General features: G+C 55.5%; 17 protein-coding genes. 5 read left to right on the forward strand and 12 right to left on the reverse strand.

Annotated elements, in window-relative coordinates; translation table 11 throughout:
- Positions 1 to 17 precede the first annotated feature (17 nt).
- From G518_RS35120 to pbpC, 8 genes are all read right to left on the reverse strand, one after another.
- Positions 18 to 998 (reverse strand): Bug family tripartite tricarboxylate transporter substrate binding protein, encoded by a 981-nt coding sequence (locus G518_RS35120; protein ID WP_051236626.1) that lies wholly within the window; start codon positions 996 to 998, stop codon positions 18 to 20.
- A 39-nt stretch (positions 999 to 1,037) separates the two neighbouring features.
- Positions 1,038 to 1,787 carry an enoyl-CoA hydratase/isomerase family protein gene (locus tag G518_RS0113565; RefSeq protein WP_028603006.1) on the reverse strand — a complete coding sequence of 250 codons (750 nt, stop codon included), beginning with the start codon at positions 1,785 to 1,787 and terminating at the stop codon, positions 1,038 to 1,040.
- Entirely contained in the window at positions 1,784 to 2,446 is a 663-nt protein-coding gene (locus G518_RS0113570) for a cysteine dioxygenase family protein (protein WP_028603007.1), read from the reverse strand. The genes G518_RS0113565 and G518_RS0113570 overlap by 4 nt, the downstream gene beginning before the upstream one ends.
- A gap of 3 nt (positions 2,447 to 2,449) precedes the next feature.
- On the reverse strand, positions 2,450 to 3,652 hold the full coding sequence (locus tag G518_RS0113575) for a CaiB/BaiF CoA transferase family protein (protein ID WP_028603008.1): 1,203 nt from the start codon (positions 3,650 to 3,652) through the stop codon (positions 2,450 to 2,452).
- 785 nt (positions 3,653 to 4,437) lie between these two features.
- Entirely contained in the window at positions 4,438 to 5,181 is a 744-nt protein-coding gene (locus tag G518_RS0113580; RefSeq protein ID WP_028603009.1) for an IclR family transcriptional regulator, read from the reverse strand.
- A gap of 81 nt (positions 5,182 to 5,262) precedes the next feature.
- Positions 5,263 to 7,620, reverse strand: coding sequence for a molybdopterin-dependent oxidoreductase (locus tag G518_RS0113585; protein WP_028603010.1), 2,358 nt, complete (start codon positions 7,618 to 7,620; stop codon positions 5,263 to 5,265).
- A gap of 211 nt (positions 7,621 to 7,831) precedes the next feature.
- On the reverse strand, positions 7,832 to 8,797 hold the full coding sequence (locus G518_RS0113590; RefSeq protein WP_156909388.1) for an SMI1/KNR4 family protein: 966 nt from the start codon (positions 8,795 to 8,797) through the stop codon (positions 7,832 to 7,834).
- Positions 8,798 to 9,116: 319 nt separating this feature from the next.
- Positions 9,117 to 11,396 carry a penicillin-binding protein 1C gene (gene pbpC / locus G518_RS0113595; protein ID WP_028603012.1) on the reverse strand — a complete coding sequence of 760 codons (2,280 nt, stop codon included), beginning with the start codon at positions 11,394 to 11,396 and terminating at the stop codon, positions 9,117 to 9,119.
- A 92-nt stretch (positions 11,397 to 11,488) separates the two neighbouring features.
- Between pbpC and G518_RS35125 the strand changes: the two genes are divergently transcribed.
- A complete protein-coding gene (locus G518_RS35125) occupies positions 11,489 to 11,800 on the forward strand; it encodes a hypothetical protein (RefSeq protein ID WP_051236629.1) in 312 nt (103 codons plus the stop codon).
- 139 nt (positions 11,801 to 11,939) lie between these two features.
- Here the strand turns inward: G518_RS35125 and G518_RS0113605 are convergent, their stop codons facing one another.
- Positions 11,940 to 12,842 (reverse strand): LysR family transcriptional regulator, encoded by a 903-nt coding sequence (locus G518_RS0113605; RefSeq protein ID WP_084651802.1) that lies wholly within the window; start codon positions 12,840 to 12,842, stop codon positions 11,940 to 11,942.
- Between the two features lie 648 nt (positions 12,843 to 13,490).
- Between G518_RS0113605 and G518_RS0113615 the strand changes: the two genes are divergently transcribed.
- From G518_RS0113615 to G518_RS0113625, 3 genes are read left to right on the forward strand one after another with little or no spacing between them, the layout of a single operon-like run.
- The gene (locus G518_RS0113615; protein ID WP_169457946.1) at positions 13,491 to 14,414 is read left to right on the forward strand and encodes a TauD/TfdA family dioxygenase; all 924 of its coding nucleotides are present in this window, start codon (positions 13,491 to 13,493) and stop codon (positions 14,412 to 14,414) included.
- Positions 14,415 to 14,419: 5 nt separating this feature from the next.
- Positions 14,420 to 15,019 (forward strand): hypothetical protein, encoded by a 600-nt coding sequence (locus G518_RS0113620; protein WP_028603015.1) that lies wholly within the window; start codon positions 14,420 to 14,422, stop codon positions 15,017 to 15,019.
- A gap of 25 nt (positions 15,020 to 15,044) precedes the next feature.
- Positions 15,045 to 16,010 carry a tripartite tricarboxylate transporter substrate-binding protein gene (locus G518_RS0113625; protein ID WP_028603016.1) on the forward strand — a complete coding sequence of 322 codons (966 nt, stop codon included), beginning with the start codon at positions 15,045 to 15,047 and terminating at the stop codon, positions 16,008 to 16,010.
- A gap of 145 nt (positions 16,011 to 16,155) precedes the next feature.
- On the opposite strand, the gene G518_RS0113630 is transcribed toward G518_RS0113625, so the two are convergent.
- Both G518_RS0113630 and G518_RS0113635 read right to left on the reverse strand, forming a co-directional pair.
- A complete protein-coding gene (locus tag G518_RS0113630; RefSeq protein ID WP_028603017.1) occupies positions 16,156 to 16,638 on the reverse strand; it encodes an SMI1/KNR4 family protein in 483 nt (160 codons plus the stop codon).
- Between the two features lie 128 nt (positions 16,639 to 16,766).
- Positions 16,767 to 17,114: a hypothetical protein gene (locus tag G518_RS0113635; protein ID WP_028603018.1), complete on the reverse strand. Its 348-nt coding sequence runs from the start codon at positions 17,112 to 17,114 to the stop codon at positions 16,767 to 16,769.
- Positions 17,115 to 17,511: 397 nt separating this feature from the next.
- Between G518_RS0113635 and G518_RS0113640 the strand changes: the two genes are divergently transcribed.
- On the forward strand, positions 17,512 to 18,498 hold the full coding sequence (locus tag G518_RS0113640) for a Bug family tripartite tricarboxylate transporter substrate binding protein (RefSeq protein WP_028603019.1): 987 nt from the start codon (positions 17,512 to 17,514) through the stop codon (positions 18,496 to 18,498).
- 182 nt (positions 18,499 to 18,680) lie between these two features.
- Here G518_RS0113640 and G518_RS0113645 read toward each other — a convergent pair whose 3' ends face one another.
- Positions 18,681 to 19,295 carry an SMI1/KNR4 family protein gene (locus tag G518_RS0113645; RefSeq protein ID WP_028603020.1) on the reverse strand — a complete coding sequence of 205 codons (615 nt, stop codon included), beginning with the start codon at positions 19,293 to 19,295 and terminating at the stop codon, positions 18,681 to 18,683.
- Positions 19,296 to 19,331 lie beyond the last annotated feature (36 nt).

A 19,331-nucleotide genomic window follows, 5' to 3' on the forward strand; every position in this document is an offset into this window, starting at 1 on the left:
TGGAGAATTAAGGTCAATCAGTTACCGCGGATGCCAATGGCGGGCAGCAGAGTGCCAAGCATTTTTTCATCGGCAGCGATCGCTTTTTTGAACTCTTCAGGTGGTGTCCAGGCCGCAATGGTGTTGGCGCGAACCATGGCGTCTTGCAATTCCTTGGTTTCAAGGGATTTTTGCAGCGCACTGGAAAGCTTGTCCATGATGGCCTTGGGCGTGCCTTTTGGCGCCATCAAGCCCCAGCCAGCACCCCTTGCCAGGTTGATGTCGTAGCCGGTTTCCTGCAGTGTGGGCACATCAGGAAGATCAGGGTGGCGTTTTTTGTAGAACACTGAAAGCGGCTGGATGCGGTCTGCCTTGACCATGGGAGTGGCCGCGCCGTCGATGATGAAGTCAATCTGGCCCGCCACCAGGTCGTTTACGGCGGCTACCGAACCTTTATAGGGTACGTGCAGCACCTTGATACCGGTGTCGTGTGCGAGCGTCAGGCCAAACACGTGACCCGCAGAAGCCTCGCCTGCAGAGCCGAAGGAGAGCTTGCCAGGATTCGCCTTGGCGTAAGCAATAAATTCCTTCATGGTCTTGATGGGCAGTGTCTTGCGCACGGCCATCACGGCGATGTAGTCGGCCACGCCACCTGCGGTTTCAAAGCTGTTAAAGCTGTAGTTGAGCTTGCGCAAGTTCGGTAGCTGAGTGAAGCTACTCGACGCAGCCATCAGCAGTGTGTTGCCGTCGGCAGGCGAGTTGGCTACGAACTCGGTCCCCACCTGCGTAGTGCCGCCGGGCTTGTTGTCGATGAAGATGTTGGCACCCAGGAGCTTGCTCATGTGCTCTGCCACCAACCGGGTGAGGATGTCTGACGATCCGCCGGGCGGGAAGGGCACCACCATGCGAATGGGCGTAGACGGCCAACTGGCTTGCGCGGAGGCTTTCGTGCCCACCAGCAAGGAAGGGAACATGACGGCCAGGGGGGCCAGCAGGCGTAGGCGTTGTGGTTTGCTCATGATCTTTCCTTTATAAAAAAGTTGTCTCCGGGATCGAAACTATTTGCGAGGCTTGCTGCTGTTCTTGTACTTTTCAAGGCGGTCAGCCAAGCCGGGCAGTGCGGCGGACCGCACCAGCGCAGCGAGGTCGGCTTGGCCAAGGTCAGGCCGTGTGGCTGCCTTGAGTTGCGCATAGGTTGAGCGGTCAACAGCCAGCTTGGGGAGTTGCTCCTGCCAGTGATCGGGCTCGTTCACAAGAGCTGTGGCCAAGCCAGCAGAGATGGCATCTCCTGAGTCGATTCGGCGGCCATGGGCTACCCAATCCATCGCGCGCGCTTGGCCCACCAGGCTGGCGAGCCTGCGCGTGCCGAGCACCAGCCCGAAGCCCGCGCCTGGAAAGCGCCATTCGGTTTGAGCGCTCGCATAGCGTAAGTCGCAAGCAGCAAAGAGGTCGGCACCCGCACCCCATGTGCGCCCGCGTGCCACGGCTACCGTGCGAAGAGGCGCATTCCACAGCAGTGAGAGCAGGTGTTCAATCCGGGCGAAGCGCCAAAGAAGAGGGCCATCTGAGGCCGCCCGGCTGACCACGCCTTCATCGCAGGTATCAGTAGGCTGGGTTCCGAGGTCAAAGCCCGTGCAGAAGTGCGATCCTGTGGAAGTCAGTACAAGCGTATGAATGGATTCATCGGCCACGCTCTCGGTAATCCAGGCGATCAGATTTTCCACCATAGATTCGGAAAGTGCATTGCCACGCGCAGGTTGTGCCAGTGTGGCCACCGCGACTTGGTCGGTGCAGGCGAACTCGATCACGCAGCCTCCCGCTGGAGGCGGTCGCGCACGATGTGCGAGAGATCCCAAAGATTGGGAGTTTGGGGCGATGAATAGCCTGAAACGAAGGATTTGGCTGCGCCGGTTTGTGGATCAAAAACATGCCGCGCCACCGCACCAATGTTGCCGCCGTACACGTGAATGCTGATGGAAACACGGTCATCGTAGACGTTGGACACTTGGTGGATATCCCCCGTACGAGGGGACACCATTTCTATGTCACCGGGAGCAAGCGTGGCGGCTGGCCCGTCAACAATCAGTGCGCCCGCAGCGTCTCGCTTGAAGCTCTGCCCGGTTTCACTGCCTCGAAGCATGCCTATCAGTCCCCACACCATGTGGTCATGCACTGGCGTGCGCTGGCCTGGGCCCCACACGAAGCTGACCACACTGAAACGTTCCAGTGGATCGCAATGGAGCAGGTGCTGTTGGTAATAGTCTGGATGCGGTACTGCCGCTGACTCAGGCAGCCAAGTGTCGCTGGAAATCAGCTTGGCCAGCGCCACACGAACGGCTTCCACACGTTCGTGTTCAGGCTGGTCCTGCTCCACGATCCGGGTTGTGGTGGCTATGAATTCGCGCAGCGGTGCGAGCGATTGGGCCTGCGCCAGCGGATCGATCCGGGGTTCTGTGGAAGTGTTCATTTCTTACCTTTCCATCGCTGTAGTTGTAGTCTCATACGCGCTTCGAAGCGCCTCGCCATGTTCATTGAGAGCAGGAGGGCGTGTATTGACTTCAATCACATCGCCGTCAAAGCGCACAGGGCAACCGACGGTACGTGTTTGAGTGCCGCCAGGCAAGGTCTGGGGGTGCACCAGTTGCAGGTGTTCGGATTGGGGGTCAGCCAGCGCTTCAGCGAATCCGTTGATAGGGGCTGAAGGCACGCCCGCCGCAGCAAAGCGGCTGACCCAGTCATTGATGCTGGCGTGCGCAAACTTGATTTCCAACAAGTCTTTCAGTTGCTCTTGATTGGCCGCTCGCAGGCCCGGTGTGGCAAAGCGTTCGTCTTGCAGCAGCTCCGGTGTGTCCGCGACCTCGCAGACTGAGCGCCAGAGCTTGTTGTTACCCGCAGCAATCGCGAACCAGCCATCAGCGCATTTGAATGCCTGATACGGGGCATTGCGAGGATGGGCAGAGCCCAGGCGGCGCGGATTGCGGTCTGTGCCGAAATATTCGCTGGTTTGGAGCGCGCCCACGGCAATGGTGGTGGCGAACATCGGTACGTCTATATGGCAACCCTGGGCGTTTTCGCCGCCACCGCGCAAACGTGCCAAGGCCGAACTGATCGAAAACGCGGCATAGAGGCCGGCGGTGAAGTCGGCAATGGGCACACCGCATTTCACTGGCGCACCATCAGCTTCGCCCGTCACGCTCATCACACCGGCTGCTGCCTGCATGGTCAGATCAAAACCGCCTTCGCCTGAGCGGGGGCCGTCTTGGCCATAGGCCGAGATAGAGCAGTAGATGAGTGTTGGTTTGTGTTCCTTGAACCAGGACCAGCCCAGGCCCAGGCGCTCCATGGCGCCCGCCCGGTTGTTTTCCACCAGTACATCGGCTTCCATGACCAATCGGCGCGCCAATTCCAGATCAGATGCTTTCTTCAGATCAAGCGCGATGGAGCGCTTGGAGCGGTTGAGCGAGGCAAAGTTTTCAGAATCACCATTTTTGATAGGTGGCCATTGGCGCAGAGTGTCCCCCTCAAGAGGTTCGATCTTGATGACATCTGCGCCGTAATCGGCCAGCAGCATGCCGCAAAAAGGCCCAGCGGCTACTTGGCAGAATTCGATGACCTTGACACCAGCTAAAGGGCGATCCGAGGTGGGCGTACTGGGGGTAGTTTGAGTTTTCATGTATTTGCGCAGATGCTACCTAGTTCTATATCCTAAATAAATCTTTCTATATATGCGAACAAGCCCGCTGTTCCGAGTTCGTGTGTCCGCTGCCTGAGAAGGAGCCACTTGCACTAGATCGGGCACGGGAACTTAATAACCGTTCGTCCTGAGCTTGTCGAAGGGCTTAGACCCTTCCCAAGGCGAATGGAATCCAAACTTCATAAGGCCGCATAAATAGCTTGGTGTTCATGTCGATGCGACCGGCATGTCTGGAGTCATCAGGGTGACTGACGCGCGGATCTTTGCCTGGATGTGAGCGCCACTGCGAGCCGCAGCATTGCGATCAGTAGAGGTCAGCTTGAAGATGTCTCCTATGATGACTTTTATAGTTCCATAAAATAGAACAGGTATTCTATATAGATGAAAATACTAGCGTTAAGTAGGGAGTGGTGTCAACCGTGGTGCTACGAACACGAGTCCGTTGCACCAGGAATTTCTTTCTCGATGGAGTAAACATGCCATCGAGTGAGCGGATAAAGCTAGATCAGAAGTGGCTGGATCTTCGTGGGGGCGCTATTGGCCGCGCTTGCCAACGCCTTTAGCGTGTCTGGGATGCGGATACCGAAATCGCTCGACACGGCGAGAGAGTGTTTCAGCTACGGGCGCGCGTCGCGGGGGCACCGCACAGGTGTCTTTCCCGCGGGTGGCTGCCCATGAGTGCAGTGAACACGGAGACGAAGCAGTGAAGAGAAGGCGAGGGTAGGCTGTAACCAGCCTCGCTGATTACTTCAATTAAGAACGTTTTAGCTGCGTGCCAATTTGGCAGAAATGGTTTCGGCAGCTAACTGAACTTCCGCAGCCAGTCGTTTGATTACGGGCTGCTTGATACGCACAGCGGGCCCCGAAACGCCAATGGCTGCCAGCACGGTGCCTTCGCTGTTCAGAATAGGCGAGGCCACACCCCATACGGTCTCGCGCCATTCCCCGCGATTGACCGCGTATCCGGTGCTGCGGATACGTTCAAGTTCCTGGAGGAACTCCTCTGGCTTGGTAATGGTTTTACCCGTGTGCTGCACCAAACGTTGGGACAGATCTTCAAGATACGACTCTTTCTGCCAGGCGAGGATGGCCTTGCCCGTGGCCACGCAATGGGCAGGTGCCCGGCCGCCGATTTCTGAGTACGCACGCACCGGCTCCGGGCTGTCGAGCTTGTGGATGTAGACCACTTCGTCGCCGTCGAGCAAGGAAAGATGCACCGTTTCGCGAGTGGTCTTTAGCAGGTGTTCCATGGCTTCGCGCGCCGCACTCTTGATGGTCAGGCGCGCTTCAAGCGCCGTGCCCAATTCCCAGAGTTTGAGCGTGGCCCGGTAAGTCCCGCGAGCTTCATTTTTTTGTATATAGCCTAACTCGACCAGCGCCTGCAGCAGCCGGTGCACGTTGCTCTTACCGAGATCGAGCGCCACAGCGAGTTCCGTGACGCCCAGAGCCGTTTCGCTGCGGGCGAGATGCTCTAGCAGCTGCAACCCCTTGATAAGTGTGTTGTTCATTCTTGTTTTCCACTCCTCATCGTCGAGGAGTCTGGATGATAGCAATGCACCTGTGGGAGTTTGGGTGGCGCCACTGGCCGATCAGGCGTTCGGGTTTGGAGATTCGGCGCCCCCGCTGGATGTGAATTCAGGCAATTCGAAGGCCCGCATCGGGGGCACCTTGCCTTCGAATTTTTCCAGCTGCACCAGACAAGTCTGGGCAGTGCAGCCTTGAGAGAGGCGCGAGGCCCCGGCATCGCGTGTCAGTGTGTTCGGGTTGCCATGCCGGTCTAGCTCCTCAGGCTGGCCTGGGCGTGCCGGGTCCCACCAGGCGCCAGTGGACAGCTTCACCACGCCGGGCATGATGCCGTCTGTCACTACCGCACCGGCCAGGCAGGCACCCCGGTCATTGAAGACACGCACAATGTCGCCGTCTGCGATGCCTCGGGCCAGCGCATCCTGGGTGGAAAGCACGATGGGTTCGCGCCCTTGAATTTTCTTCGACAGGCTGTAGGCGGAAAAATCCAGTTGGCTGTGCAGCTTGGTCAGCGGTTGGTCTGACAACATGTGCAGCGGATACTCGCTCGCTTTCTCAGAGCCCAGCCACTCGGCAGGCGGATACCAGCGTGCATACCCAGGGCAGTCGTCATAGCCGAACGCGGCCACTTTGTCGTTGAATATTTCGATTCGGCCGCTGGGTGTTTTCAGTGCGTGAGCATCCGGGTCTTCACGGAAATCCTGAAGCATCACGGGGGGCCGCTTGGGTAGTGGAAAGCGCAGAGCGCCCGCCTGCCAGAACTCGTCGTAATCCACTAAATCATGGCCGCGCTGGCGCATTACATCCGCCCAGGAGTCGTACATCTGGCGTAGCCATTGGTCTGAACTACGGCCCTCAGTGAAGGTTTGCTCCGTACCCAGGCGCCGCGAAATGCCGGCGAAGATGTCGTAGTCATCCCGCGCTTCACCCGGAGGGGTTTCGAATTGGCGCATGGCCACCAGCAGCGGTTCTCGCGAGGAAAAACCCAGATCGTTGCGCTCCAGCGTGCTGGTGGCGGGCAGCACGATGTCGGCCATTTTGGAATGGTAGTTCCAGACCTGTTCATGCACGATGATCGTCTCTGGCTTCTCCCAGGCACGGACTAAGCGGTGCAGATCCTGATGATGGTGGAAGGGGTTGCCGCCAGCCCAGTACACCATCCGAATATCTGGGTAGGTGTGGTTGGCACCGTTGTAGTCAAATTTTTCGCCAGGATGTAAAAGCAGATCAGCAATGCGGGCGCACGGAATAAATGCGCTGATCGGATTTTTTCCTTGGGAGAAGGTGGGCCCCGGCAGTTTTTCGAAGGGACTCCCCATGACATTGGCTGGCCCGTAACCTACGCCGAAGCCACCGCCAGGCAGGCCTATCTGCCCCAGCACTGACGCCAAAGCAATGCCTGCCCAGAAGGGTTGCTCCCCGTGATCTGCGCGCTGTAGTGACCACGCCAGGTTAATGAGGCTACGCTGCGCCGCAAGCTCGCGCGCCAGGCTTGCAATTCGCGCAGCCGGCATGCCAGAGATCGCAGCGGCCCAGTCAGGTGTCTTGGGCGTTCCATCGGTCTCTCCCAGAACGTAGGGTTTCCAATTCTCAAAGCCGTGGGTGTACTTGCGCAAAAAATCGTCGTCGTGAAGGCCGTTGACGATCAATTCATAGGAAAGGGCCAGGAGTACGGCGGTGTCTGTATTGGGGCGGATCGGAATCCATTCAACTGACTCATCCGGCAAGGGCAGGTCGCCACGAACCGGGCCTATATGAACGAAGCGGCATCCATTGGCGGCCAGCGCCGCCAGGCCACCAGGCGCGTGGTGCGTCATGACACCGCCAGCATTCACCTGAGCGTTCTTGGTGACTACGCCGCCGAATGTGAGAAATACGCGAGTGTGCTGCGCCAGCACATCCCAGCTGGTGTGCGAATCCTTCAGGTAATCCATCTCTGCCACGATGTGCGGCATCACCACGCGCCCGGCGCCCAGACTGTAGGAGTCGGTATGTCTCACATACCCACCGGCGGCGTTCAGAAATCGGTGGACCTGGCTCTGAGCATGGTGGAAGCGGCCGGCACTGGCCCAGCCGTAGGAGCCGCCAAAGATCGCGCTATTGCCGTGCGCCCCTTTGACGCGCTGCACTTCCTCCGCGACCAGATCGAGTGCGGTATCCCAGCTAACTTCTACGAACTTGTCAGATCCACGGCCGCTTTTTCGGCGATCTTTGAGCCAGCCCTCGCGTACCGCAGGGCGTTTTACGCGCAGGTTTGAGCGGTAGGCGTCCAGCATCGAAAGACCAATTTCCGAAGGGAACGGATCTTCCCTCCAGTGATTGAGTGCTGGCTTCTCAAGCTGACGCGTGATCTCGTAGGCCCCCCAGTGGGCAATCGTCAAATCGCAATCAATAGTCGGGATCAAAGTTTGAGGCTGATTCATTTCTTATTCTGTATATTGGAAATCAATTTCTGTATTTCAATATAGTACTTATAGGGATCCTCTGCAATACCTACCCAGATGCCAGCGCCCGGCATCTACGACGGGTCTTGCAGCGGGTGCCGTTTCTCCCAGACCCTCCCTGGAGCCGGTTGGTTAGGCTGATGCAGTGCGCCGCCACCAGGCGCAGCAGCGTGATCTCGCTGGGCGCGTTTCACAGCGTCCATTCCCCTTCGCCCTCGGTAGTGAAACGTATCTCCATGGTAGTTGAATGTTGCAAAACAGCTTGCAATCTGAGCCGTAGTGCCGCGTCTAATTCTTCGAACAATGGGGGACCCAGAAAAACGTGGTTTTTGCGTGTGAGTATGCAGCGATCATCCACGCTCGATTCATTCTTTCGCCAGTTCAGCGCCTTCAAGGCTGGTGCGATGGCCTCCCTGATGCGGCTGTAACCGTGAAGCGTTAACGTGAGCGTGCCAACTCGTCGTACGTTGGCTTCGGTCACTTGAACCACCGGTTGAGGCCGGGCATAAGAAAATCGTTTCCACGCCAGCGCATATCGAGTGTGTGTGTCGATCAGGGCTTCGTATTCATCACCTGTCAAGCGACCCTTGGCTAGCGCGAATCCCTGCTTATTGGGGTAGGGGATTTCATATTCGAAAGCGGGCCGTGCGTAAATTTCACTCACAACGGCTTGGTGCTCAGGTTTGAGCAAGCATGCGTGATCTGCCCACATTGCGGCAACACCGTCCTCAAGTTCACGATTCCATTGCCACGGATTTGCCACAGCGCCCAGGAGCTGCTTAAAAATGAAATCGTGCAGATTGGCGGATACATGATCTGCAAAGCCCCCGTTATCGTGCCAGACAAGTAGTACCGGCCAATCTGCGTCCATTGCCCCGTCCTGGCGACTGTCCAGTTGGAAACAGTAGTAGTCGCCGGCACCTGTGCAGCCAAACGGAATAAATCGATGTTCTGGTGCGCAGTCAAACATACCGCCGCGTTCATACAGCCTATGTATAGACGCTTCGATGTCTTCGACCGGAAGTGCCTCGAAGTCCTCGCCCCATTCTAGAAAGTGCGATGAGGATTCGTTCAACAGACCCTGCGTGCAGAGCCTGTAGTAGAGCTCCGGGTAGCGAAAATGGTGGCGCGCTTCTATTGCGTGCAGCATCGTCAAGTTATGCATGATGGGCGCTCAAAAATCTACTCGTGACAATGGTGCATAGGTATCTACACACCTCTTCCCGTGCCATCCGGGGATGACGAAGCGGAGAACCGGGAGATGTATAGATACCTATGTGCGTGGGGGGAAAGGGGGAGAAGATTGCATGGGGGTTCCATACGCCGGCAAACAAAGGCGCCATCTCCCGAAGCAAAAAGCCGGCCCGGAAGATCACGGCCCCGGCAATGCCGGCGGCGGTTTGCTCCTTGCCTGACTCTGATTTCGACAGATTTGTATCTTCAGCGAACGTCCAACTCACGACACTAGACTTTTCCTACCGTTTGGCAACAGCCGCCTTGACGCCCGCGCCACGCACTTCCACGCTCAGTTCATCTTGAACCTCACCTTTGGCATCGCGAAGCTGTACCTTGTGCCGGCCAGGCCAAGGCAACCATTGAGCGCGCAGGCCACGACCGATTTCGCGAGTCCCTATGAACCAGCGCAAGGAGGAGGCTGAATTCGTTCCGGCATCGGCGAGCAGCGTGAGGCGCTGGCGAGCGGGGGGGATATCAGGGTCCAGCGCCAAAATGGTGCCATTCGCGGGGCTCAGGATGCGGGAGGGCACCGCAGCGCGTCCGTCGTTGCTCGCGTTGGCGCGTGCCTTTGAATCTGCAACAGAAGGAGCGGTGCTGACCGCGAAAAGAGGCTGCTCCGTGCCAGCCAGAAACCACTCGCTGCGGGCTGCTTCGAGCTGCTCTCCAAAGCTGACGGCAGTTTTAACCACACCTGCCGGCGCGCGTGGAGCAGTGGAGGGCGTACGGGCGTGGAGTTCACGCATCAGTGCAGCCCATACCGGCGCCGCGCCGCTGGTTCCGCTGACATCCCACATGGCCTTGCCACTGGCATTGCCTATCCATACGCCAATGGTGTAGCGCTGGCTGTAGCCCACAGCCCAGTTGTCCCGCATATCCTTGCTGGTGCCTGTTTTTACTGCGGTCCAAAAGCGGGTGGCGAGAATGGAATCGGTGCCAAATGTACGGGCGCGTGCGTTTCCATCACTCAGAATGTCTGAAATGACAAAGCTGGCGGCAGGGTCCAAGGCCGGAGTGAACTCAACGGGCCGGGCGGAGGGAAGGCGAGGCTGATACGCCACGGGGCTGTAACGCCCGCCGTTGGCCATCGTGCGGTAGGCGTTGGTGAGTTGCAGCAGAGACACCTCCGCGCTTCCTAGCGCCAAGCTATACCCGTAGTAGTATCCCGGTTGACCCAGGGCGATACCCAAAGCTCCCAATTGCCGCGCGAACGCGGCAGGCGAGACCATGACCAGAGTGCGCACAGCGGGCACGTTCAGCGAAGACGCCAGCGCCGTGCGCGCTGAAACCCAACCCTTGAACTGCCTATCGTAGTTTTGCGGGATGTACAGGCCACTCGTTGTGGGCAGGTAAGCGGGCGAATCATCAAGCAGCGAGGCGGCGGTCAGTCTGCGTTCTGCGATGGCTTGGGCGTAGAGGAAGGGCTTTAACGTGCTGCCGGGCTGGCGCTGGGCCAATACGCCGTCTACTTCCGCTGCGGCACTCAAACTGCCTGTGGAGCCCACCCACGCCAGCACCTCGCCGCTGGCGTTATCCAGCACGACAACCGCGCCGTCTTCCACGTTGCGGCCACGCATTTCCTTCACATGCTGAACAAGGCTTTCCAATGCCACGCGTTGTATGCGGGCATCCAGCGTGCTGCGCAAGGACAGCTCAGGAGCCTTTCCAGGCGCTGCGGGTTTTTCGCTTGCATCGCCATTCTTGGCATTGGCGAGCAGTCGGCGTGAAAGATGGGGCGCAATACCTTCGCTGGCGGCATAAGCGCGCCGGGACAGCATGATTTCAGCCTGCATCTCAAGCGCTAGGCAATCGGTTTTCTCGCGCGCTCCGCGCATAGCTTTGAGCACTCCGCATGCACGTGCCGCAACAGCGGGAGGCCGTGCATTGGGCGCGCGCACCAAAGCTGCAGCGAGGGCTGCTTCGCTCTCGTTCAGGCCATGAGACGCTTTATCAAACAATGTGCGTGAGAGGGCGTCTATGCCCACCAGCTCTCCCCTGAAAGGCACGAGGTTGAGGTAGGCCTCCAGAACCTGGTCTTTGCGCCAGCTGGATTCCAGGCGCGTCGCCATTACCGCCTGGCCGATTTTCTGCCGCAGATTGCGGCTGCCACCCAGACGCAGATCTTCATCCAGCAGGCCCGCCAGTTGCATGGTCAAAGTGGAAGCGCCGCGCGTGCGGGTGTTCCACAGGTTGGCCCAGGCCGCTGAGGAAACGGCTCGCCAGTCGACCCCGGAATGCTCGTAAAAACGCTTGTCCTCGGACAGGACCAGCGCTGTGCGCAATGAGGGGGAGACGCTATTCAAGGGGATCCAGGGCCCGCGGCGTACTGTGAGGTCCGTGCGCACACGTTGCAGCAGCTCGCCGTGGCGGTCCAGAAGCAAGGTTTCGGATGGTTGATGCGAGCGGCGCACCTCATCAAAGGTGATCGCCTGTGCCGCCCCAGCCAACCCGATCAGAAATGCCAAAGCTGCCACGCGTGTTATCCACACGCGTCTGGTTTCGGTAAAACGAAGCAACAACATCATGGACGAATTCTGCCTTGTCCTACAGCAGAGCTCATCCGATGAGCATAGTCTTAGCTCTACGCCATGGACGGCGATTAGGAGAGACAGTCATGTCAACAAGCCCAAGAGACAAATCTGCAAGCCCCCTCGATCCGCGAGTGCACCTTTCGTACTGGCAGGAAAAATACCAAGGCGAAGCGTATTACATCGAAGGCTATACCTACGAGGACTACGGCCCCGCGTACACCGCTGGCCTGGATCTGATAGCCAAACACCCAGATCATCCGTACGAAGAGCATGAGAGTACTTTGGCGCATGACTGGGCCGTTTTCCGTGGCGACTCGCGCCTGGATTGGAAAGAAGCGAGCCCTGCAGTGCGGGCTGCTTGGGAGCGCGCGAAGATGCATCGAATGGAAGGTTAAGTTGAGCTTCGCTGCGGCCAGGGCGCCGCACTCAGCTGGGACGCTAGGCAGGGCCAACTGCTCCGCTCCGCGTTGACCGTTACAACGCTTTCATTGCTGAAAGATTGAGCTTTGCTAAACCTGAGGTGACTACTTTGCTTCAGGCTTGCGTCTTGGTCATAATCACTTTAAGCCATTCGTGAAATTGTGCATACCGCGGATCGGCTGAAAAAGAACGTGATGCAACCAAGTAATATCGGCTGCGTGCAGATTGGTAGGATGTAGCGCCAAGCCGAATAATAGTGCCGTTTGCCACAAAATCCTTGGCCGCAAATTCAGGGATAAATGCCAGTCCTTGATTATTTACTACGGCTGCCAAAGCCGCGTCTATGATTGAGAAGGTCGTTCTGATCCCAGGCGGCCGCCCAATTCCTTTTTCGCGAAAATAAACCGTCCATGCGTCATTCAGTGATCGCTGATCGATAAGGTTTTCTGTCAGGAAAACATCCAGGCTATCTGGAGATCGGTTCCCAAGTAGTTTTCTGGAGACATATGGAAAGTATTCGGTGGTCATTAAGAGCTCACCTACATAGTTTGCTGGAGACGTAGGTGTATTGATAATGGCGATATCAATATCGTCTTCAATGAGGTCTGGTGTTCCCAGTTTGGAAGTTATTTCAACATTTGCACCAAAAAGTGACTGAATTTGGTCGCAATACTTGGAAAACAGGTGGATGCAAAAGATAGGCGGTGCTGAAATTCTAATGGTTTTTTCAGAATTTCCACTTTCTACGCCAGAAAGTAAGGAATTCAAATCACCAAGCACCAGGGAAAGCTTGGCGGCGAGTTGCTTTGCTTCGTCATTAATTACCAAGCCTGTAGCGCCCCGTGTCAATAGCGATTTATTGATGAATCTTTCAAAATCAATGACATGCCTGCTTACAGCGCTCTGAGTAAGTGATAAATCGTCAGCTGCAGCGCTCACACTTCCAAGCTCAACGACCTTAATAAAAGATTCGATGTTGGAGATTGGAGGTAACCCTCTATTTCTAGTAATTTTCATGCTAACGAAATTTCATGGGGATTGCAGTTTCTTCTTGAACGACTTGTTAAGTGCCGTCGATTCCTGTCGCCGCCGGGTGCTTTGCAGTGGCTTCAGCGCGGTCATGAAAAACGTCGAGATGCGTTTCGGACTTGTTGCTCGTACCAGTTCACGTTTAGATGGAGTGTCATCTCAAGATGCGGTGTATGCACATAGTCATTGGTGAACCGATGCCGTCTCGGTGACTAGTCGCTTACCGGTTCGGGGGATGCCGCCAGCAGGATGCAAGTGTGTTCATGTTCGCGATGATGCCTGAACTCGTTTATCAAAAGAGCAGTGTGCCCCTGGAAAGTCGATTGATCGGTATCTTGCATATGCCTTTTTTGTCAGGGTTTTCCCGCGTGTACCGCACCTGCTTGGTGTGTTCGCCCCAGCCATTCAAAAGTCTTGCATAGGGCATAAAAAATCTCGCATTGCTTGACTGCGGTCAAGGTTCTTAAAGTCACCTTCGTCTTGAAAGGAAAAATGATGCTGAGAACAGATACAAAACGCCCCGATGTTCAGTGGTCGCAGGAAAAATACCCCAGTGGATGGGGTTCGGAATTTATTGATTCCACTGAAATGGTGAAACATCTATCGCCGCAGTTCTTAAAAGAGCTGGATGATTGCATGAGCGCATGCAAAGCCGCCGGCAAAACAATCGAATCCGTTGTCAAAGACGATTTCTCGTCTCCCTCAATTGTGGAAACGATGAGCAGCATTCTGGAAGATATTCGCAGAGGGGCCGGTTTGTTGGTGGCACGTGGAGTCGATGCGGAAAAATATACTCCACAAGAATTGGAGATTATGTACATGGGATTGGGCTTGCACTTTGGCAATGCCGTATCTCAAAGCTCATATGGAGATTTGCTAGGACATGTGGCTGTGCGCGACAAGACAAGCGCCCGCGGCTACACCAGCGACCGCCAGTTGGATTTGCATACGGACTCCGCTGAGATCATCTGTCTGATGTGCATTCGCCGAAGCACCAGTGGGGGAGAAAGCGTATTCGCCAGTTCTTTGAAGATTCGCGACATCATTGCGGTTGAGCGCCCCGATCTTCTTAAGGTGCTTGAGGCGGGCTACCCCTACCACCGTCGTGGGGAGGAGCCTCCTGACGCAGAACCCGTCACCCCTTACAGAATTCCGGTTTTCTCCACGACCAACGGCCTGGTCAGCTGCAGGTATGTTCGTGAAATCATCGAAGTGGCGTACCGTGATCTGGGCAAGCCTCTGGAAGGCACTGAGAAAGAGGCCTTGGACTACTTTGATGAAGTGGCAAACAGGCCCGAAGTGGCTTTCGACTATCAGCTGCAAACAGGAGATATGGCGTGGATGAACAACTACCAGATCCTGCACGCCCGACGCTCGTTCGTGAATCCGGACGACCTATCGAATGGCCGCTTGCTCTATCGGCTTTGGCTCCAGGACTTTCCTTCGCGGCCTATGTGCAAGGAGATGCTGGTCTACCAAAACCCGCAAGGCCGGCAAGGCATTGATCCTCAAGAGGACAGGCCCGTGGGCTTGGCCAAGTATTCAACCAAAAATCACTGAGTTCCATGGACTGGATAAATCCGATCTCATGGGATTTGAATCTTGTGAACAAGCTGAAGAAGGTGGGTTGGTCTCATTTTCAAGTTGACTGTGAAGGTGGTTGCGTGGACGAGCGCTATCTCCAGGCGATGACCATGCTTGAGCAGCACGGTGTCTTGAATCCGATTTTTAGAATTCCGCCGAACGGTGCTTACTTGTTTGACAAGATAAAGAAGTTTGGGGGGCGCAACTATCTGATTTCGGGGGGCTACACCCTTGAGTTCATTGAATACATTTCTTCTTCTTTAACAGATCACGGTGAAACCAAGACAGGGATATATGTCATGTTGGAGTCGCGTGCCGATTTCTCATTAATCGAATCTATAGCCAAAATGCCCAATGTGTTTGGTTTTCACTTTGGACTCGTGGACCTTTCGAAAGATTTTCGAATCGAGGATTGGAGGGATGTTTCCGCTTGGCCAGATCGATTGGCTTCGGTGGTGAGCACAGTGAGGGCTCACGGTAAAACCGTCGGTAGTTATTTTTTGCCTGAATGGAAAAACTCGGTATTTCAGGATCAGTTGAATGTCAGATCGTTCAGCGCTGACGAGTTCTGTAAACCATAATATTCAAAGACATAAAGCATCCATGATGAATTCAAAGATCACCTCTATCGTTGCCGCTGTCGGCTTGTTCGCAGCGGCGGCATCGAACGCTGCCTACCCAGAGAAACCTATTCGTCTCATTGTTCCATTCGCGGCAGGCGGGCCTACTGACGTGGTCGCTCGGAGCCTGGCTGATTCCATGTCGAGAGCGCTGGGAAAGACGGTGTTCGTGGAGAACAAGGCAGGCGCCGGAGGAGGCGTTGGAACGGGCCAGCTTGTGCGCGCTCCAGCAGATGGTTACACCTTGGCCGTGGCTGCTGTGTCCACGCATGTGGTGAATCCGGTGTGCAATAGCAACGCGGGGTATGACCCCGTCAATGATTTCACCCCTATTGCTCAAGTCGCGGACATGCCAATGGTTTGGGTCATGCAGCCCAGCATGCCCGAGAAAGACTTCAAAGACGTGGTTGAGACCGCCAAGAAAGAACCCGCGCAACTTACCCAAGGCACTCCGGGTATTTGTTCTCTGGGGCACATGATTGTCGAAAAAATCAACCACCGCCTCGGCACAAAGATCCGGAACGTGCCTTATCAAGGCTCCGCGCCAGCCGTCACCGATTTCATGGGAAAAAATCTCAGCCTCATGTTCGACGTAGAGCAGTTGATCATTCCGTTGATCACAACCAACAAAGCTAAGCCAATCGCCGTCATGTGGCCCTCTCGGTTGAAGTCCCTGCCTAACGTGCCCACGCTGGATGAATTGGGTTACAAGGATCTCAACATGCGTCCTTGGTACGGCATAGTGGCTCCCAAGGGACTACCTGCCGAGATCACCAAAACGCTGGTTGACGCTGTAGCAACCGCCATGGAGGATCCCAAGTTGCGCACACAGTTCAGCTCAGCGGGTATGTCTCCCATTACCGGTGTGAACGGAGCGGACTTCGCTAAAAAGATAAAGTTCGAATACGAAGACACCAAGGCGTTCGCGGCGAAGGTGCAATTGACTAAATAATCTCCCCTTGAGAGTTCCCTGAGATCGAATAGCTCGGGGAGATTTTAAATACCCTTATGGTCCGGGCCGGCGTGTGATAGGAGTTTTTTACGGTGGTAATGCCGTTTTTGAAAAAATAGCACCTGGCCATGGGTCTGTAATTGTATTAAATTGATTTTTCAAGGGATTCTATAAATTCTTCAAAAGAATTAAATAGTTTTGTTAGATTTTCAAATTCATCAAAATCCCCGTCCTGGCTGAATAATGGAGCTTCGTGATTCCAAAAATAAACTTCGCTGTAGTGTTTTTCATCTAGTGCAAGCAGATATAAATTCCCACCGGGGTCATCTGCGATTGGAATAAATTTGATCGGTACATAGCCCTCCAAATTTCCTATTGAATTTGTGATTGAGTAATTTTCACTATCCGTTAATGTGTAGAAGCGCGATACTGTTAATTCGCCAAGGGTGGTTTTTGGTAAGTGACTTTCAATAAAGCTCCCGCCATTGTATTTTTTTAGAAACCCAAAATAGTCTTTAGGTAGAACGATATCGAAATCTGAGCAAAAGATCTTAATTTTCTCTTCTGAGGCTGGAGAGAAGTACGCTCTGTCGTGAGCACTGCTGCTGTAGTTGAGTTTTCGAGACATTTAATCAATTCTCATAAATTGGGGCTTGCCGCCCCTTCGGATACGCCGCCTGCATGAGGCAAGCTTCCGGTCGCGACCTTATGTGCAGATTGTGGAGCTAACTGCATTGCCCTACCATTTTCGTGGCCCTAGATCTCAAGCTGATCAAGTTGCAGGAGCTTGCCCAGGCCATAGTCCATAGGCCGGTGCAACACTAAGCGATTGCCCACCCCACCGATAGCTGCTTGCTGGGGACAGCGCGCACCGAGCTGATGGAGGCTGCCAAAGACGTGGGCATCGCGTTCAAGCAACGCTTTCCCAAGGAAGGCCAAGAGCTGACTCTCAAGGCCGGACGTGACGCCCAAGCCCGCTAGTTCAAACGCATCCGCTCGGCCATCAAGCTCCAGCTCATCGTCGTGGGCCGGCTGTAGCGCGGGATTTTTTGCCTGCAACAAGCATGCGCCCAGGAACCGTGCGCTGCTTGCTTTCGTCTGCATGGGGCTTGGTCAGATCGACCAATGCCGTCCACGGTGCCACACCCTTCATCTCGTCGAGAAACTCTCGTTCGCTCCATGGTCCGCTTCTGCGCCAGATCGACTTGCTTCATGCCTTCTACGAAAGCACATTGCGCGCCGGATTTGGCTATTGTCTCTTAGGGAAATCCATGAATATGGATGTATTTACTTTTTGTTCTTCGTCAATACAATCAATCCAAAATCATGGATTTCATTGACTTATCTCCTTCCAAACGTGGAAGGGAATCGGTCGGTAGGTCACGCGCTGTTGCGTGCATTGCTACTGCGGCCAATGGTTGCGGGACGGACCTAGGCTTGCACGCTAGCGCGACCATTGTTGACTGCCAGGCGCTCTAATTTTTCTTCCGGAAGAAGTTCAATGCACGCATCACACCTTGCTCTTACGCGTAGACACTTGCTCGGCCTTGCCGCCGGATTGGCCGCCACAAACGTGTCAGCCCAGCCCGCGCCCTGGCCCAGCCGGCCGCTACGCATCGTGGTGGCCTTTCCCCCCGGTGGCTTAGCCGATGTGTTGATTCGCATGCTGGTGCCGCAGCTTACTGAGGTGCTTGGCCAGCCCGTGGTGATCGACAACCGGGGAGGTGCCAGTGGAAACGTGGCAGGGGTGGAAGTGGCGCGCAATGGCGGGGATGGCCATACGCTGCTCGTGAACGTGACGACACTGGAGTCGGTGAACCCCCTCATGTTCGGGCGCATGCCGCTGGACCCGGCCAAAGAGCTGCAGCACGTCGCACTGCTGGCCAACACTCAGTTATTCCTCGTCACGCGACCCACGCTCGTATCTAACACGCTGGCCGAGTTTGTGGCTTACGCGCGCGCCAACCCCGGTAAGCTAAGTTATGGCTCAGCCGGTAATGGCACGACGCCACATGTGGGCGGCGAGCTGTTCAAACAGACGGCGGGCATCTTCGCAACGCACATTCCGTACCGGGGTATGGCACCAGCCATCCAGGATGTGATGGCCGGGCAGATCGATTACGCCTTCGTGCCGGGTACCGTGTTTCCCAGCGTGAAGGCCGGCAAACTCAAGTTGCTGGCCGTGGCTAGCCGTCAACGAGCGTCTTACTACACCGCAGCGCCCACTGTGAACGAGTTAGGCTTTGGCCCGGTTTATGTAGATACACCGTTCGCGGTCTATGCACCCGCAGCCATGCCGGCGGCGAACGTGGCACATTTCAACCGTGAACTCAACAAGCTACTGATGCAGCCGGCCATCAAGGCTCGGTTCGCGGACGTTGGCGCGGAGCCAGTTGCGTTGTCACCTGCAGAACTTACTGCCATGGTGAAGGCGGAAAGCGCGCTGTTCGGGCCTATCGTGAAAGCACGCGGGATCAAGGCGGATTGATGCGGTAGCTATGACCCCGGAATTAACCGGGCGGTCGCCGGCGAACAATCGAGTTGAGCAAAAAAGTAGGGGCTACGGAGAACGGCCTTAGCAGGCTGCCCAAGAGTGGGGGCGACGTAAGTGGCCCCGTTTAGCTGTGCTGCCCAACTCACGTGTCGAAAGCCGCCGGCTTTGCCGAGGGGTTACTCTGCAGCGTCCCGTCTGAACTCCAGCAAGGCTTGCAAACCGTTTTTCAACAGTGAATGGAAATCCAGGGACGCAGGGCTTTTTAGAAGCATGGATCTCAGTTCGGTCTCGGCATCGTCAAATAAATCTTGGTCGTAGAATAGTTCGCCGAAATTTCCCTGTTGATCGAAATACAAATAATGTGCTCGCTCTAGGTCTGGTCTGTAGAGGCCGAAGAATTTGTATTTGTCATTCAATGATTGGAGTTCTGCAGATGAGAAAAACTCATCTTCCTCGAACTCCCAACGATCATTTCCCCAGGAATGCTTGATTCCGTCAATCAGCCCCAGGCTAGCTAGCTCCCCGATGCTATTGAGCAACTTCAAGACTTTGGAAACACCTGGAATTTCCAAATAGCACTCACTGTATTTTTCATTCCGTTCAAGACCTCCATATTGCAGGTAGAAGTCTTTCAAGTCTTCCGGAATTGAAATATTGCAGCGCTCCTGAAGCAACCCAAGTTGCTCATCAGTGGATGGAGCGTCAAACCGCAGAATATGGAAATTGAAAAAATCTGGATCGATCTCTTCAATCGATTGGTTAAATTCTTCCAGTTCCTGCTTGAGATCCATGGGTTTTTTGCCGATCTTGATCAGAGAAAGTTCGGG

This window comes from Ottowia thiooxydans DSM 14619, assembly GCF_000422885.1.
GTDB classification, from domain to species: Bacteria; Pseudomonadota; Gammaproteobacteria; order Burkholderiales; family Burkholderiaceae_C; genus Ottowia; species Ottowia thiooxydans.